General features: G+C 44.5%; 15 protein-coding genes, 1 rRNA gene and 1 other annotated feature. All 16 genes read right to left on the bottom strand.

All coding sequences use genetic code 11. The annotated features are described in order from the left end of the window. Window positions 1–39 precede the first annotated feature (39 nt). The 16 genes from sigH to rrf all read right to left on the bottom strand — a co-directional run bounded on the left by sigH (window position 40) and on the right by rrf (window position 15,260). Entirely contained in the window at window positions 40–684 is a 645-nt protein-coding gene (gene sigH, locus QY97_RS10730; RefSeq protein ID WP_046128554.1) for an RNA polymerase sporulation sigma factor SigH, read from the bottom strand. A 71-nt stretch (window positions 685–755) separates the two neighbouring features. After that, window positions 756–1,265, bottom strand: a complete 510-nt coding sequence (locus QY97_RS10725; RefSeq protein WP_039234364.1) for an NYN domain-containing protein — start codon at window positions 1,263–1,265, stop codon at window positions 756–758. 2 nt (window positions 1,266–1,267) lie between these two features. Then, window positions 1,268–2,011, bottom strand: a complete 744-nt coding sequence (gene rlmB, locus QY97_RS10720; protein ID WP_039234361.1) for a 23S rRNA (guanosine(2251)-2'-O)-methyltransferase RlmB — start codon at window positions 2,009–2,011, stop codon at window positions 1,268–1,270. 2 nt (window positions 2,012–2,013) lie between these two features. Beyond that, window positions 2,014–2,436 carry a Mini-ribonuclease 3 gene (locus QY97_RS10715; protein WP_039234360.1) on the bottom strand — a complete coding sequence of 141 codons (423 nt, stop codon included), beginning with the start codon at window positions 2,434–2,436 and terminating at the stop codon, window positions 2,014–2,016. After that, window positions 2,436–3,836 (bottom strand): cysteine--tRNA ligase, encoded by a 1,401-nt coding sequence (cysS, locus tag QY97_RS10710; RefSeq protein WP_039234358.1) that lies wholly within the window; start codon window positions 3,834–3,836, stop codon window positions 2,436–2,438. The genes QY97_RS10715 and cysS overlap by 1 nt, the downstream gene beginning before the upstream one ends. Next, entirely contained in the window at window positions 3,817–4,482 is a 666-nt protein-coding gene (gene epsC / locus QY97_RS10705; RefSeq protein WP_039234356.1) for a serine O-acetyltransferase EpsC, read from the bottom strand. Before epsC ends, cysS begins: the two co-directional genes overlap by 20 nt. 56 nt (window positions 4,483–4,538) lie before the next feature. After that, window positions 4,539–4,767: a binding site (T-box leader), on the bottom strand. A gap of 55 nt (window positions 4,768–4,822) precedes the next feature. Then, a complete protein-coding gene (gltX, locus tag QY97_RS10700) occupies window positions 4,823–6,283 on the bottom strand; it encodes a glutamate--tRNA ligase (protein ID WP_039234353.1) in 1,461 nt (486 codons plus the stop codon). Between the two features lie 71 nt (window positions 6,284–6,354). Beyond that, window positions 6,355–6,837, bottom strand: a complete 483-nt coding sequence (gene ispF, locus QY97_RS10695) for a 2-C-methyl-D-erythritol 2,4-cyclodiphosphate synthase (RefSeq protein WP_039234351.1) — start codon at window positions 6,835–6,837, stop codon at window positions 6,355–6,357. A 20-nt stretch (window positions 6,838–6,857) separates the two neighbouring features. Further along, complete coding sequence (ispD, locus tag QY97_RS10690) at window positions 6,858–7,544, bottom strand: 2-C-methyl-D-erythritol 4-phosphate cytidylyltransferase (RefSeq protein ID WP_039234348.1); 687 nt, start codon at window positions 7,542–7,544, stop codon at window positions 6,858–6,860. Between the two features lie 13 nt (window positions 7,545–7,557). Then, window positions 7,558–8,652, bottom strand: coding sequence for a PIN/TRAM domain-containing protein (locus QY97_RS10685; RefSeq protein ID WP_039234346.1), 1,095 nt, complete (start codon window positions 8,650–8,652; stop codon window positions 7,558–7,560). Window positions 8,653–8,742: 90 nt separating this feature from the next. Further along, window positions 8,743–10,116 (bottom strand): DNA repair protein RadA, encoded by a 1,374-nt coding sequence (radA, locus tag QY97_RS10680; RefSeq protein ID WP_039234345.1) that lies wholly within the window; start codon window positions 10,114–10,116, stop codon window positions 8,743–8,745. Window positions 10,117–10,195: 79 nt separating this feature from the next. Beyond that, complete coding sequence (gene clpC / locus QY97_RS10675; protein WP_039234344.1) at window positions 10,196–12,637, bottom strand: ATP-dependent protease ATP-binding subunit ClpC; 2,442 nt, start codon at window positions 12,635–12,637, stop codon at window positions 10,196–10,198. 20 nt (window positions 12,638–12,657) lie between these two features. Next, on the bottom strand, window positions 12,658–13,713 hold the full coding sequence (locus QY97_RS10670; protein ID WP_039234342.1) for a protein arginine kinase: 1,056 nt from the start codon (window positions 13,711–13,713) through the stop codon (window positions 12,658–12,660). Further along, window positions 13,713–14,255, bottom strand: coding sequence for a UvrB/UvrC motif-containing protein (locus QY97_RS10665; RefSeq protein ID WP_039234340.1), 543 nt, complete (start codon window positions 14,253–14,255; stop codon window positions 13,713–13,715). The genes QY97_RS10670 and QY97_RS10665 overlap by 1 nt, the downstream gene beginning before the upstream one ends. A gap of 22 nt (window positions 14,256–14,277) precedes the next feature. Continuing rightward, the gene (locus QY97_RS10660) at window positions 14,278–14,742 is read right to left on the bottom strand and encodes a CtsR family transcriptional regulator (protein ID WP_408606266.1); all 465 of its coding nucleotides are present in this window, start codon (window positions 14,740–14,742) and stop codon (window positions 14,278–14,280) included. A 402-nt stretch (window positions 14,743–15,144) separates the two neighbouring features. After that, a 5S ribosomal RNA gene (gene rrf, locus QY97_RS10655) occupies window positions 15,145–15,260 on the bottom strand. Window positions 15,261–15,515 lie beyond the last annotated feature (255 nt).

The following is a 15,515-nucleotide window of genomic DNA, read 5'->3' as shown; positions in this document are numbered from 1 at the left end:
AAAACTTAGCACTCTTAGGAGAACTAGTCAAGCGTCCTCTTACATTGTAATTTCCTTAAATTCCAAATAGCGCTCCAGCTTTCTCTTCACTCGTTGCAAGGCATTATCGATCGATTTCACGTGGCGGTTAAGTTCAACAGAAATCTCCTGGTAGGACTGTCCATCTAAATATAAAGCTAGGACTTTCCGTTCTAAATCACTTAATAACTCATTCATCTTATCTTCAATACTGCTGAATTGCTCCCTGCTGATAATCAGCTCCTCAGGGCTCAGCATTTTCGCCTCTGTAATAACGTCCATAAGCGTACGATCTGACTCCTCATCATAAATCGGCTTATCAAGCGAGATATAAGAATTTAACGGTATGTGCTTCTGTCTAGTGGCAGTTTTAATCGCCGTAATAATCTGACGTGTGATACAAAGCTCAGCAAAAGCCTTAAATGTGGTTAGCTTGTCCTCTTTGTAATCGCGGATTGCCTTGTACAGACCAATCATGCCTTCCTGTACGATATCCTCCCTGTCAGCCCCAATTAAAAAATAAGAACGCGCTTTTGCCCGGACAAAATTTTTGTATTTATGGATTAAGAAGTCCAAAGCGTCGCTATCCCCTTTATGCATCAGTTCTATAAGCTGTTCATCTTGAAGCGTTTCCAATGATGTATTCGTTGAACGATTCAAACTCACACACACCCCCTCCGCCGGCAAAACCATAGATAGAAATATTATACAGCACGATTTTTTTAAACGTCAATGCTTCATTTCTTCCCCCGGCGCCATTTTTCAAAAACTTCTGCCATTTCTTTTGTAAGCGGAATTTTTGAGTAGACCTTCTTTTCCTGGTAATGCTTAACGCTATGATGAATACTTTGGGTGATGATCTCTACCTCGGTCAGCAGCTCTCTGGCAGAGAGCCTTAAAGCTCCCTGGCCAAAGACCGCCCATTGCTCGGTGAAATCAGAAGTAGCAACAGAGACCTGATTCTGTATATTATTTAATTCAATAGCCAGCTTTTCAATCCGCTCATCTGCCGATTCGTTTTCCTTCGTAAAAATAACCTCTACCTTCGAATTCTTGTATTTCTTTTCCGTGCCTTTCACGTAATGGGCATCGAAGACGACAATGACCCGTGAACCGGTAAAGCCCTGGTATTCCGCCATCAGCTCAATCAGCCGGTCACGGGCAGAGGCAAGGTCCTTCTTTTTTAATTCAATCAGCTCAGGCCAGGCGCCAATGATGTTATAGCCATCAACGAGGAGAATATCCATAGCTACTCACCTAGCGGATGGCGCCTTCTGTATACCTCGTACATAAGCAAGCTGGCTGCAACTGAAGCATTTAAAGATGTAACCTGCCCAGCCATCGGCAGCTTGATTAAGAAATCACACTTCTCCCTTATTAAGCGCCCCATTCCTTTTCCTTCACTGCCAATGACCAATCCAAGCGGCAGCGTACCATCAAGCCTCCGGTAGTCTTCTGCTCCCTTAGCATCCGTGCCAGCAATCCAAACGCCACGCTCCTTCAACTCATCAATCGCCCTCGCCAGGTTTGTTACCCTGACAACCGGGATGTATTCAATCGCTCCTGTGGAAGCTTTCGCTACGGTTGCGGTCAGCCCCACCGAACGGCGTTTCGGAATGATAATCCCATGGGCGCCAGAGGCATCCGCCGTTCTCATAATGGAGCCGAGGTTATGAGGGTCTTCAATCTCATCGAGAAGCAGAAAGAACGGCTCTTCTCCGCTTTCCTCAGCTTTTTTGAATAAGTCATCAAGATCGGCATAGCGGTAAGCAGCAACAGAGGCTACTACCCCTTGATGGTTCTCATCTGTCATCTGGTCTACTTTTTGTCTAGGAACAAACTGAACGAGTACATTTTTCTCTTTGGCCAATTTAATTACTTGCTGCATCGACCCCTTTTGCGCTCCCTCTGCGATCCAAATCTTATTGATTTCCCTCTCTGAACGAAGTGCTTCCAACACGGGATTTCGCCCAGCAATGAATTCTTTCGACATGGCTAGTTCCCTCCTTCCTGTTGATTATTTTGCTCTAGACAGAAGTGAATGATCTCCTGGAGTCTCGCTTCTTCTCCTGTCAAGAATAGTAAGCCCACCAGAGCTTCGAAGCCAGTGCTGTGCCTGTAAGTCTGTACATCCGTGTTTTTTGGAACAGTGGCCGATTTCGCATTTCGTCCCCGCCTGACAACAGCAAGCTCACTTTCGGATAGAAGTTCTTCCTCTATCATTTCATGTAAAAACCGGGCTTGCGCCTTGGCAGACACATAGCGGGTCGCTTCTCTGTGAAGTTCATTGGGTTTTACCTTTCCACTTTCCAATAAAAACCGGCGGACATATACTTCATAGATGGCATCTCCCATATAAGCAAGCGCCAGACCGTTCATTTGCCTGGCGTCTTTTAAAGGTTCAAATTCCACACTCATCACCCTCGCTTCCAACGAGTGCCTTGCGGTGTGTCTTCCAAAATGATATTCATGCCCTTAAGCTTGTCACGGATCTCATCCGCTAGCTGGAAGTTTCGGTCTTTTCTTGCTTGAATACGCTGCTCGATCAGCGCTTCAATTTCTTCATCTACAATCTCTTCTTCCTCTTTGAGCTGAAGTCCAAGCACGAAGAATAAATCTTCAAACTCCTTCAAGAAAGCATCAATGACGATTTCAGACGTACTTTTCTCCATCAAATAGTAATTGGCTTGCTTTGAAAGCTCAAATAAGAGGGAGATAGCATTTGCTGTATTAAAGTCATCATCCATCTCTTTAATAAATTCTTCCTGTATCTCTTTAATTTTCCCTAACCATTCATCATTGTTATCCGCCAGATTCGTACTGGAAGCCTTACGATGATTCAAATTATTGTACGTTGTCTTTAATCGATCCAGCGCAGACTTGGCATTTTCCAGCAGTTCATCGTTATAGTTAATTGGATGTCTATAGTGAACCATCAGCATAAAGAAACGAAGAACTTGCGGATCGATTTTCTGAATAATGTCGTGTACAAGCACGAAATTGCCAAGTGATTTAGACATCTTCTCGTTATCAATGTTGATGTACCCGTTATGCAGCCAATAGCGGGCAAATGGTTTTTCTGTCAGTGCTTCTGACTGGGCAATTTCATTTTCGTGATGAGGGAAGGTTAAGTCCTGGCCGCCTGCATGGATATCAATCGTGTCACCTAAATACTTCCTAGCCATGGCAGAGCATTCAATGTGCCATCCTGGACGCCCCGCGCCCCACGGACTTTCCCAGGAAATTTCCCCTTCCTTTGCCGCTTTCCATAAAACAAAGTCCAATTCATCTTCCTTCTTTTCCCCTACACCGATTCTCGCGCCAACCTTCAGTTCATCAATGGATTGATGAGAAAGCTTCCCATAGTCCTTGAATTTCCTTGTGCGGTAATATACATCTCCCTCGGACTCGTAAGCATATCCTTTGTCAATGAGAGTTTCGATAAATGTAATAATGGTGTCAATATTCTCCGTTACACGCGGGTGTACATCTGCTTTTTGGCAGCCTAATGCACCTGTGTCTTCGAAATAGGCATTGATGAACCGCTCTGCAATTTCCGGAACTTCCTCACCCAGCTCATTAGCCGTACGGATCAGTTTATCATCTACATCGGTAAAGTTAGATACGAATGTTACATCATAGCCTTTATACTGGAAATAACGGCGTACTGTATCAAACACAATGGCAGGTCGCGCATTACCTATGTGTATATAGTTATATACCGTTGGACCGCACACATACATCTTCACTTTTCCCTCTTCTAAAGGGACAAACTCTTCTTTCTTTCGTGTCAGTGTATTATAAACGCGAATGGTCATGTTGGTATTCTCCTTTTTTTACTTCCTCAAGCTCTTGCTTTAATCTCATAATTTCCCTTGACATCGCTTCTAGACGGTCAGCAACCGGATCTGGGAGATCACGATGGTTAAAATCCTTCTGTACTTTCTTGCCGTCCCGCATCACGATACGTCCCGGAATACCGACAACGGTGGAGTTGTCTGGCACATCTTTCAAAACAACCGAACCGGCGCCGATTTTAGAATTTTCTCCAATGGTAATAGATCCTAAAACCTTTGCTCCTGAGGCAATCAAAGCGTTGTCCTTAACGGTCGGATGCCTCTTGCCCGACTCTTTCCCTGTTCCTCCAAGTGTGACCCCCTGGTATAAGGTGACATTATCTCCAATCTCACACGTCTCTCCAATAACAACACCCATTCCATGGTCGATAAACAGACGGCGCCCGATTTTGGCCCCCGGATGAATTTCTATTCCTGTGAAGAAGCGGCTGACTTGCGATACGACACGAGCAAGGAATAGAAACTTCTTTTTGTGAAGGGCATGGGCGACACGGTGAGCCCATATAGCATGAAGCCCCGAATACGTAAGTGCTACTTCTATATAACTGCGTGCTGCTGGATCCTGCTCCAGCACCGTCTCAATATCTTCCTTAAACGATTTAAACATGATCAATTCCCTCCCTTTATCCCTTTATAAAAAAATAAAAAAAACGCCTCTGTCTAAACAGAGACGTATGATATACGCGGTTCCACTCTGATTGAAAAACAGCACAAGGCTGTCTTTCCAGCTTAACCTGATAACGGGGCGGACCCGCTGCCGCTTACTCGGCAACCTTTCAACGGCAGGCTCAGAGGGGCATTTCAATAATCGAGAGGCCTAAACCGTTTGCAGCCGGGGACGGTTCTCTCTGTAAGGCTTCGATTACCTACTTCTCCTCATCAACGCGAACATATTCATCACTCATCAGTAAATAGTACTCTTACTATATTACATTTTTATTGAAATGTTAACCGTTAACTTTTCTCAACCGCTCAATTACTTTTTCTTTGCCAAGAAGTTCAATCGCTTTTGGTAAATCGGGACCGTGCGTTTGTCCCGTCACTGCTGACCGTATTGGCATAAATAGCTTTTTCCCTTTATGGCCCGTTTCTTTCTGTACAGCCTTCATCGCTTTCTTAATTGCGTCTGCTTCGAACTCATCAAGCGCTTCGACCTTCTCAAGGAAAGAAGCCATGACTTCCGGCACCTGCTCTTCAGCCAGCACTTCTTTCGCTTCTTCTTCGTAGCTGATTTCCTCTTTAAAGAATAATGAGGACATGTCTACGATTTCCGCTCCATAGCTTAGCTTCTCTTGATATAGTCCAATTAATTCACGAACCCATGCCTCTTGCTCAGGCGTTCGGTTCTCTTCTACACGGCCCGCCTTCACTAGATGAGGAAGTGTAAGCTCCACGACCCGATCAAGCTCTACCTTCTTCATGTACTGATTATTCATCCAAAGAAGCTTCTGGCTATCAAACACAGCCGGGGATTTAGACAAACGTTTCACATCAAATTGTTCGATAAACTCCTCTTTAGAGAAGATTTCTTCTTCTCCAGCCGGGGACCAGCCCAGCAAGGCAATGAAGTTAAACAGCGCCTCCGGCAAGTAGCCAAGCTCTTCATACTGCTCCATGAATTGAATGATAGACTCATCACGCTTGCTTAGTTTTTTGCGGTTCTCGTTCACAATAAGCGTCATATGGCCAAACACAGGAGGCTCCCAGCCTAAAGCTTTATAAATAACAAGCTGCTTCGGTGTATTGGAAATATGATCATCACCACGCAGAACGTGAGACATTTTCATTAAGTAATCATCAATGACGACCGCGAAATTGTAGGTTGGTGTACCGTCCTTCTTCACAATGACATAATCATTGATATCTTCTGACGTAAATGCAACTTCGCCCTTCACCATATCATTGAAGGTATAAGTTTCGCCTTCAGGCACTTTAATACGGATGCTTGGGACTCTTCCCTCTGCTTCTTTCGCTTTTCTTTCTTCCTCTGTCAGGTGGCGGCATTTGCCTGAGTAACCAGGCATGTCCTTCCCTGCTGCTGCCTGTGCTTCCCGCTCAGCCTCAAGCTCTTCTTCTGTGCAGTAGCATTTATATGCTTTGCCTTCTTCTAAAAGCTGTTCGAAATATTTTCTGTAAATGTCGTTTCGCTCGGATTGACGATAAGGGCCGTATTCTCCCTCTTTATCTACTCCCTCGTCCCAGTCGATGCCAAGCCATTTCAAATATTTTAATTGGCTTTCCTCGCCGCCTTCAATATTACGTTTCTTATCCGTATCTTCAATCCGGATAATAAATTCGCCGCCTTGGCTGCGGGCGAATAAATAATTAAAAAGAGCGGTACGCGCATTTCCTATATGCAGGTGGCCTGTCGGGCTCGGTGCGTAGCGCACGCGGATATCGTTTGCCATGTTCTGTTCCTCCTCAAGCGTTCATATGACTTTTTTTATTTTACCATCAGCTGTTTCAGGAAAAAAGAGAATTACTTTGCTTTTGCCTGCAGCAATACAACTGCCTGCGCAGCGATCCCCTCTTCTCTGCCCACAAACCCCAGCTTCTCTGTAGTAGTGGCTTTTACGTTGATTTGTGACGTATCAGCCTCAAGCAGCTCAGCGATTCTCTCTCTCATCTGGCTGATATATGGAGCCATCTTCGGCTTTTGAGCCATAATGGTACAGTCTACATTCCCAAGGGAAAATCCCTTCCCTTTCACGAGTTCCCAGACATGTTGCAGTAGAGCAGCTGAGTCCGCATCTTTGAAAGCAGGATCAGTGTCGGGAAAGTGACGGCCGATATCTCCCTCTCCAATAGCTCCAAGACATGCGTCTGCTATAGTATGAAGCAGCACATCTGCATCCGAGTGGCCAATCAGACCCTTTCCATGAGGGATGGTCACCCCTCCGATAATAAGCGGACGGTTTTCCGCAAACTCATGCACATCAAAGCCTTGTCCAATTCGAAACATTCTTCTTTCTCCTTTATCCTCTAGAGTAACCTTCGCTTTCGGATAATTGCTTCCGCAAAGAAAAGATCCTCGGGCGTTGTCAGTTTTATATTATCATAATCGCCTTCTACTACCTGCACTCCTTTTTTCATTCTCTCTACCAAGGAGGCATCATCCGTGCCTATGTATCCTTCCGCTCGAGCCTGCTCATGAGCGTCCAGAATCAAAGACATGCGAAAAGCTTGTGGTGTCTGAACAGACCACAAGCTTGAGCGCTCAACAGTTTCAATCACGTTCTTCTCTGTCACACGCTTAATCGTATCTTTCACCGGAACGGCTGCTATTGCTGCTCCGCTGCGCTCTGCTTCCTCAACAAGCTGCCGAATTAACGGAATGGTAATGAACGGCCGTGCTCCATCATGAATAAGTACAATAGCCGATTTGTCCGCTTCCTTCAACCCGTGATACACGCTCTCCTGACGCTCACTGCCGCCGTGGACCAGCTTTTGCACCTTCGTTATACCATGCTCACTCATTAAGTCAGAAAAAATCCCTGTTTCGTCGGGATGAACGACAAGGATAATCTCCTTGCAACTAGGATCCTCTTCGAAGATCTTTAACGTATGGATAATCACCGGACAGCTCTCTAGCTTAAGAAGCAGCTTATTCCTATCTGCCCTCATTCTTTTCCCTCTTCCAGCTGCCGGAATCACTACTTGATAATTCATTCACCTTACCCCTTCAAAGCGCTTTTTCTGCCAGTTTTGGCTTGGCGAAAATCATCCGGCCTGCCGAAGTCTGCAGCACGCTCGTTACTACTACGTTGATTTGCTTGCCTATATAATCGCGGCCCTCTTCCACGACGATCATTGTGCCGTCATCTAAATAAGCAATGCCCTGACGTTGTTCCTTCCCGTCTTTAATCACAAGTACATGCATTTCTTCACCTGGGACAACAAGAGGTTTCACGGCATTTGCCAGGTCATTTATATTAAGAACCTGCACCTTTTGAAGCTCGCATACTTTATTTAGATTAAAGTCGTTCGTCACGACGATGCCATTCATTTCTTTAGCGAGCTTTACAAGCTTGCTGTCCACTTCTTGAACATCCTCAAAATCCCGCTCCACAATTTCCACATCAACAGGAATATCTTTTTGAATGCGGTTCAGTATGTCTAACCCTCTTCGGCCTTTCGTCCGCTTTAGCGTATCCGAAGAATCCGCAATATGCTGAAGCTCCTCTAGTACAAACTGAGGGATGATGAGGCAGCCTTCTAAGAAGCCAGTCTGACAAATGTCAGCGATTCTCCCGTCTATAATTACGCTCGTATCTAAAATCTTACATGACTGCTTGGTCTCTACTGGCTGCTCGATAGCTTCAAGCTCCTTCTTCTTCCCGATCTTGCTGCTCGAAAACAGGCTAGTAATCTCATCTCTCTTCTTAAATCCCACTTGGAATCCTAAGTAACCAAGGAGAATCGTTAAAAAGATAGGAACCACCGTATTGACAATCGGTATTTCGATTGAATTAAGCGTGCTCCCTGCCAAAAAGGCAACGATCAACCCTAAGATTAATCCTAAACTTCCAGAAAGAATGTCAGTCAAAGGTGCATTCACAATGCGATCCTCCAGCCACTTCACAAAGTCTACAAGATAATCCACTGCCCAGAAGGTGAGCATGTAGAAAATGATGGCCCCTAGGAAAGCAGAAACATAGGGGTTATTAATTAGAGCGATATGGTCCAAGCGAATGAATGTCAATAAATCCGGAATAAGAATGATGCCTAAAGTTCCGCCTAATATAATAAACCCCGCTTGCACAAGACGTTTTAACATTCTGACTTCACCTCCTTAATTTTATTATAAACACTTTTCTTGGCTGGCAACCATTTTTTCACAAAACTTTACAGAAACAGTTCATACGGATTATTGACCAAATACAAGATCAAGAGCTTCATTTACCGTATTCACCCCAATTATTTCTACCCCAGCTGGTGCTTTCCAGCCGCCTATATTGTTGGCAGGAAGGATGATTCTTGTAAAGCCGAGCTTAGCTGCTTCTAGCACCCTTTGTTCCACTCTTGACACTCTGCGCACCTCTCCTGTTAATCCAACCTCTCCAATCAAGCAGTCTGCCGCGTTTGTCGGCTGATCGCGGAAGCTTGAAGCAATGCTTACGGCAATTGCAAGGTCAATAGCAGGTTCATCCAGCTTCACCCCGCCGGCGACCTTTAAATAAGCATCCTGATTTTGAAGTAAGAGTCCTACGCGCTTCTCTAGGACAGCCATTAATAAAGTGACACGATTATGATCAATGCCTGTAGCCATCCGGCGTGGATTCCCAAAGACCGATGGGGAAATCAATGCTTGGATTTCAACAAGGACTGGCCGTGTCCCTTCCATCGAGGCAACAACGGTTGAGCCTGAAGAGCCTTGTGAACGTTCTTCTAGAAAGATCTCTGATGGGTTTTCCACCTCAGTGAGCCCTTCTTCCTTCATTTCGAAGATACCCATTTCATTCGTCGAGCCAAAGCGATTTTTCACTGCTCTTAAAATACGGTAAGTGTGATGCCGCTCTCCTTCAAAATATAACACGGTATCCACCATATGTTCCAATAATCGAGGTCCGGCAATGGAACCTTCTTTCGTTACATGGCCAACAATGAAGATGGCAATGCCGTTCATTTTTGCTATTCTCATTAACTCTGCTGTGCATTCTCTTACTTGTGAGACGCTTCCTGGAGCGGAAGTCGCTTCGGGATGGTAGATCGTTTGAATGGAATCAATAACCACAAAGGAAGGTGACAGTTGTTCAATAGCTGTATGGATAAGCTGAAGGTTGGTCTCTGAATAAATAAAAAGCTCCTCTTCCTTTACTGCCAGCCGCTCTGCCCTTAATTTTGTCTGCTTGACCGATTCTTCTCCAGAAATGTACAAAACTTTACTTTTATTCGCGGACAGCTGAGCAGACACCTGCAGCAGTAAAGTAGACTTTCCAATACCCGGATCCCCGCCAATTAGCACGAGCGAGCCTGGAACGACTCCTCCTCCCAGCACTCTGTTAAACTCTTTTAATTGTGTTTTGACACGCGGCTCCTGAATGGTATCAATGGTAGCCAGCTTAGCCGGCTTTGAAATGGTTGCCGGATCCGAATGCATAAAGCTGCGTTTCTGTTTTCCGGTGATCTCCACTTCCTCCACCATTTTGTTCCACTCTCCACACCCTGGACACTTCCCCATCCATTTAGCTGATTCATAACCACAAGACTGGCAAATAAACTTTGTTTTCTTCTTCGCCATTGATTGTTAACTCTCCTTTTTATGAAGTACAACTATGAAAGAAAGATGCACACGCGATAAACGTGTGCACCGTTTTTCTTTATGATTGCGTAGCAGACGGTTCCTTTGTTTTCACTACGAAGTTTCCATCCTCTACATCTATCACTACACTCTGTCCTGCTAGTACTTTGCCTTTTAACAGCTCCTCGGATAACCGGTCTTCGACTTGTTTCTGAAGGGCCCGGCGCAGCGGGCGAGCCCCGTATTCCGGATCGTAGCCTTCTTCGGCAATTTTATCTTTTGCTTGTTCAGTCAGCTCTACGCTGATGTCCTGTTCTCTTAAACGCTTCGTTAATTCATCAGACATAAGCGTCACAATTTCCTTGAGGTGTTTCTTCTCTAAAGCATGGAAGACAATAATTTCATCGATCCGGTTCAAGAACTCTGGACGGAATGCCCGTTTCAGTTCATCCATCACTTTGCCCTTCATGTCTTTAAAGTCCTGCTCACCATCCTGGATGTTAAACCCTACATACTTGTTGCGCTGCAGAGATTCCGCTCCAACGTTGGATGTCATAATTAATACAGTATTGCGGAAGTCCACCGTGCGGCCTTTTGAATCAGTTAGTCGGCCATCCTCTAGTACTTGCAATAAGATATTGAATACATCCGGATGAGCTTTCTCAATCTCATCAAGGAGAATAACTGAGTAAGGCTTGCGGCGTACTTTCTCTGTTAGCTGGCCGCCTTCATCATAGCCGACATACCCTGGAGGTGACCCAACAAGACGGGAAGTAGAGTGCTTCTCCATGTACTCAGACATGTCGATGCGGATCATCGCATCTTCATCACCGAACATAGATTCGGCCAATGCTTTTGCCAGCTCTGTTTTACCTACACCAGTCGGGCCTAGGAAAATGAACGAGCCGATCGGGCGCTTAGGATCCTTTAAGCCTGCTCTTGCCCGGCGGACTGCTTTCGAAACAGCTTTAACCGCTTCTTCTTGGCCAATCAGGCGGGAGTGAAGAATTTCCTCCAGCTTCAATAGCCGCTCTGTTTCAGTTTCTGCCAGCTTAGAAACCGGCACTCCTGTCCAGCTGGATACGACTTTCGCAATATCCTCTACTGTTACTTCGCTGTTTTCTTTTCCTTGCTTCTCTTTCCAGCTGTTCTTTGTTTTCTCTACTTCCTCACGAAGCTTTTGCTCTGCATCACGTAAGGAAGCGGCTTTTTCAAACTCTTGACTTTGAACAGCAGCATCCTTTTCATTTCTAATGCTTTCCAGCTTCGCTTCCAATTCTTTTAGATTTGGAGGAGTAGTGAAGGAACGCAGACGCACTTTTGAACCTGCTTCGTCAATTAAGTCGATTGCTTTGTCCGGCAGGAAGCGATCGGAAATGTAACGATCAGACATCTTAACTGCCGCTTCAATCGCTTCGTCTGTAATAGAGACGCGATGGTGCGCTTCATAACGGTCTCTCAATCCTTTAAGAATCTGAATGGATTCATCCGTTGTCGGTTCATCTACTTGAATCGGCTGGAAGCGACGTTCAAGCGCTGCATCTTTTTCAATGTATTTTCTGTACTCATCCAGTGTAGTTGCTCCGATACACTGCAGCTCACCACGGGCAAGAGACGGTTTTAAAATATTAGATGCATCGATGGCACCCTCTGCTCCCCCTGCTCCGATTAATGTATGCAGCTCGTCAATGAATAGAATAACATTCCCAGCCTGACGAATTTCATCCATTACTTTTTTCAGGCGGTCTTCAAACTCACCACGATACTTTGTTCCTGCCACAACTGTTCCCATGTCTAAAGTCATAACGCGCTTGTTGCGAAGAGTCTCTGGCACTTCATTATTAATGATTTGCTGAGCAAGACCTTCTGCAATAGCTGTTTTACCTACCCCTGGTTCACCAATTAATACAGGGTTATTCTTTGTTCTTCGGCTTAATACTTCGATTACCCGCTGGATCTCTTTGCTGCGGCCAATAACAGGGTCCAGGCTTCCTTCTCTTGCGATAGCTGTTAAGTCACGAGCTAGGCTATCGAGCGTAGGTGTGTTTGCGTTAGAAGAAGGACCTCCTTGATGTCCGTTGGTTTCATTGTTTCCTAAAAGCTGCAATACTTGCTGGCGCGCTTTGTTTAAGCTGATGCCTAAGTTGCTAAGTACACGGGCAGCTACCCCTTCTCCTTCTCGGATCAATCCAAGCAGGATATGTTCAGTACCAACGTAGGAATGACCTAATTTTCTAGCTTCATCCATGGAAAGTTCCGTTACTTTCTTTGCACGCGGTGTGTAATGAACCGTTTGGGTCGTTCCTTCGCCTCTCCCAATCAAGTTCTCTACTTCTTCCTGGATTTTCTCTGAGCTAAGCCCTAGACCGTATAGCGCCTTTGCCGCGATCCCTTCTCCTTCACGCACAAGACCTAACAAAATATGTTCTGTACCGATATTGCTATGTCCTAAACGAAGTGCTTCTTCCTGTGCCAGCGCCAATACCTTCTGTGCTCTTTCCGTGAAACGACCAAACATCATATCCATCCCTCTCCTTTACTTCAACAATTTTCTTCTAGCTTTAATCGCTCTCGAATTAAGGCAGCTCTTCTAATATCCCGCTCTTCGGGCCGGAGTGTGCCGCCTGCATACTGCTGCAGAAAACCTGGCTGAGTTAAAATCATTAATTCATTTAAAATACACCTTGAAACATTTTGGATATAACCCATATCAATTCCCAGTCTTACATCTGATAAACATTGAGCAGCTTCTTTTGATTCGATAATCCGGCTGTTTGTAAGTACACCATAAGAGCGGAATACTTTATCTTCTAGGTGGATGGAAGACATATTGCTTAAAGATTCTCTGGCTGACTCTTCGTGATTGATAATTTGATGAACTATACTTAATAAGTCCTCTACTATATCTTCCTCTGATTTACCGAGCGTTAGCTGGTTGGAAATCTGAAAGATATTCCCTAGTGCTTCACTGCCCTCTCCATATATACCCCTGACGACAAAACCGAGCTGGTTAATCGCGGGGATAATGCGGTTCATTTGCTGAGTTAGCACTAATCCTGGCAAGTGAATCATCACCGATGCCCTCAAGCCAGTTCCTACGTTTGTCGGACAGCTTGTTAAATAGCCTCTTTGCTCATCAAATGCGTACTTCAGCTTTGCTTCAATTACATCATCAATTTCACTTGCCTTTTTCAGTGTTTCTTTCAGCTGAAGCCCTGGAGAAAGACATTGAATGCGTATATGATCTTCTTCATTGATCATAATGCTGATATCTTCTGTATCCGAGAGAAGCACTGCCCCGTAGGAAGAGGCATCCGATAAATAAGGACTAATTAAATGTTTCTCTACAAGGACCCGCTTTTGAAGCGTTGACAGCTTCTCCATTGTCAGCAGCTCTAGATCATATTTCTCTTGCATGCTTTCATTAATTTTAGCCGTCAGTTCTGCCGCTTTCTCTGGTTGCAACAGTGAAGGAAACTTATAATCTGCTAGATTTCTTGCAAGGCGTATCCTTGAACTTAATACGATTTCAGAGTGAGGTCCTTCATTACTCATCCATGAGCTGACAGCCTGGTTAATAAATCTTTCTAGAGACATCACAACTCTCCTCCTTTAGAAAGCAAACTTTTTTCAAGAGAGCGGATTTGGTCCCGAATACTTGCTGCCGACTCAAACTCTTCATGCGCAATGGCTTGCTGTAATTTCACTCTTAGCTCCTCAATCTCTTTCTTCACGTGCAACGTGCCGCCCATCCGTTTTGGAATTTTTCCTTTGTGTACGTTATTTCCATTTTGAAGCCTTTTTAGTATAGGAGTAAGCTGCTCCTGAAAAGTTTCATAGCAGTGCGGACATCCAAACTTCCCTCTGTTTACAAACTCTTGAAAAGTCGTTTGACAGTGCTCACATTTCAGTGCGTGCTGTTGGGGATACTGAGCAGGCTTAGATAAAAACGGTGATTCTATATTAAATAATCCGCCAAGCAAATTGCCGATAGAAAAATCGGGATGATAGCTAAACATGTACTCTTCCCCTTGTTCCTTCGCACACTTTTCACATAAGTAAATTTCAGATTTCTCTCCATTTATTGTTTTGGTAAAATGCAAGGTTGCAGGTCTTTCATTACATCTTTGACATTTCAACGTAAAACACCCCCTTTTACGTTTATTTGTATTTCAAAGCCATGAGCATAGAGGTAATCATTCTCGCTCGCAGTTCATCTCTTTGTGGAAGATCAATATGGAGTACAGAGCGATCCATGACACTTAACATAATTTTGGCTTCTCGGTTTGAAATAATTTCTTCTTCAACTAAACGGTAAATTAAATTTTCGGCTGTGGTCTGAGAGATTCGATCCCCTACTAAAGAAACAAGCTGATCAATCAAATCATACTGATCATGTACTTTCACTTTTGTAATTCGGATATAACCACCTCCGCCTCTTTTGCTCTCTACCACATAGCCTCTCTCAATCGTAAAGCGGGTATTGATTACATAATTAATCTGCGAGGGAACGCATTGGAATTTTTGAGCTATCTCATTTCGCTTGATCTCTACGATCTCGCTCCCGCTTGTTTCAAGGACTTTTTTTAAATAGTCCTCGATCACATCAGATATATTACGCATCAAACCTCCTCCATTTCTGACTTTGACTATATTTGACATAAATTATACATGAAATCTTAGGCATTTGGCAATTAGGAGGTCTGACCCTCTTACTAATAATCGTTGACAAATTTTTTAAGATCTAACCTGTCAAAAAACATATTTCTATATTCCACTTGCTTGAAATAATTAAACCTAAAAAGGCTGCTCGATCACGAAAATCATTTTTTCTCTTTATTGTAGGCAGTTTTTATGTATAGGTGCATGTCCCTTTTAATACATAGGGGAAGGATCCGGCTTTTATATTATATGATTGGAATAAGGGTGGTAGAAGACGTGAAAAAGAGAGAACAGAGAAAACAATACGGAGAGGATTAATAAATCTGGGTATAAAAAAGAACAGTCCTAAGACTGTTCTTGTCAGATGCCTGGCAGCGTCCTACTCTCACAGGGGGAAGCCCCCAACTACCATCGGCGCTGAAGAGCTTAACTTCCGTGTTCGGGATGGGAACGGGTGTGGCCTCTTCGCTATAGCCGCCAGACTGTATAAGGTTGAAAGAACGTTGTTCTTTCAAAACTGGATAATATGCTTGGGAAGTAACCGGCAATACCTTGCCATTTTGTTGTGTGTTGTCCAGCTCCGGCTCCTCGACACTCGAGTCAAATAACCGTCCGCTTCCAAGGCTTAGCGCCTCTCCAGCGTCCAAACATTTGCTTGTCGTGTCTATGCAGTCGCCTCTGCTTTTCTGATTAGGATAAGTCCTCGATCGATTAGTATTCGTCAGCTCCACGTGTCG

Source organism: Bacillus thermotolerans (assembly GCF_000812025.2).
Taxonomy (GTDB): domain Bacteria; phylum Bacillota; class Bacilli; order Bacillales; family Domibacillaceae; genus Quasibacillus; species Quasibacillus thermotolerans.
Note: the sequence above shows the minus strand (reverse complement) of the source record. Positions and strands in the feature narration are given on the sequence as shown.

Bases quoted from the DNA above. Each gene is read 5' to 3' on its own strand.
- ispF (WP_039234351.1), bottom strand. From the start codon at position 6,837: ATGTTTCGAATTGGACAAGGCTTTGATGTGCATGAGTTTGCGGAAAAC.
- ispD (WP_039234348.1), bottom strand. From the start codon at position 7,544: ATGAATTATCAAGTAGTGATTCCGGCAGCTGGAAGAGGGAAAAGAATG.
- epsC (WP_039234356.1), bottom strand. From the start codon at position 4,482: ATGTTTAAATCGTTTAAGGAAGATATTGAGACGGTGCTGGAGCAGGAT.
- QY97_RS10685 (WP_039234346.1), bottom strand. From the start codon at position 8,652: ATGTTAAAACGTCTTGTGCAAGCGGGGTTTATTATATTAGGCGGAACT.
- QY97_RS10725 (WP_039234364.1), bottom strand. From the start codon at position 1,265: ATGGATATTCTCCTCGTTGATGGCTATAACATCATTGGCGCCTGGCCT.
- clpC (WP_039234344.1), bottom strand. From the start codon at position 12,637: ATGATGTTTGGTCGTTTCACGGAAAGAGCACAGAAGGTATTGGCGCTG.
- QY97_RS10670 (WP_039234342.1), bottom strand. From the start codon at position 13,713: ATGTCTCTAGAAAGATTTATTAACCAGGCTGTCAGCTCATGGATGAGT.
- rlmB (WP_039234361.1), bottom strand. From the start codon at position 2,011: ATGTCGAAAGAATTCATTGCTGGGCGAAATCCCGTGTTGGAAGCACTT.
- cysS (WP_039234358.1), bottom strand. From the start codon at position 3,836: ATGACCATTCGCGTTTATAATACACTGACACGAAAGAAAGAAGAGTTT.
- QY97_RS10715 (WP_039234360.1), bottom strand. From the start codon at position 2,436: ATGAGTGTGGAATTTGAACCTTTAAAAGACGCCAGGCAAATGAACGGT.
- gltX (WP_039234353.1), bottom strand. From the start codon at position 6,283: ATGGCAAACGATATCCGCGTGCGCTACGCACCGAGCCCGACAGGCCAC.
- radA (WP_039234345.1), bottom strand. From the start codon at position 10,116: ATGGCGAAGAAGAAAACAAAGTTTATTTGCCAGTCTTGTGGTTATGAA.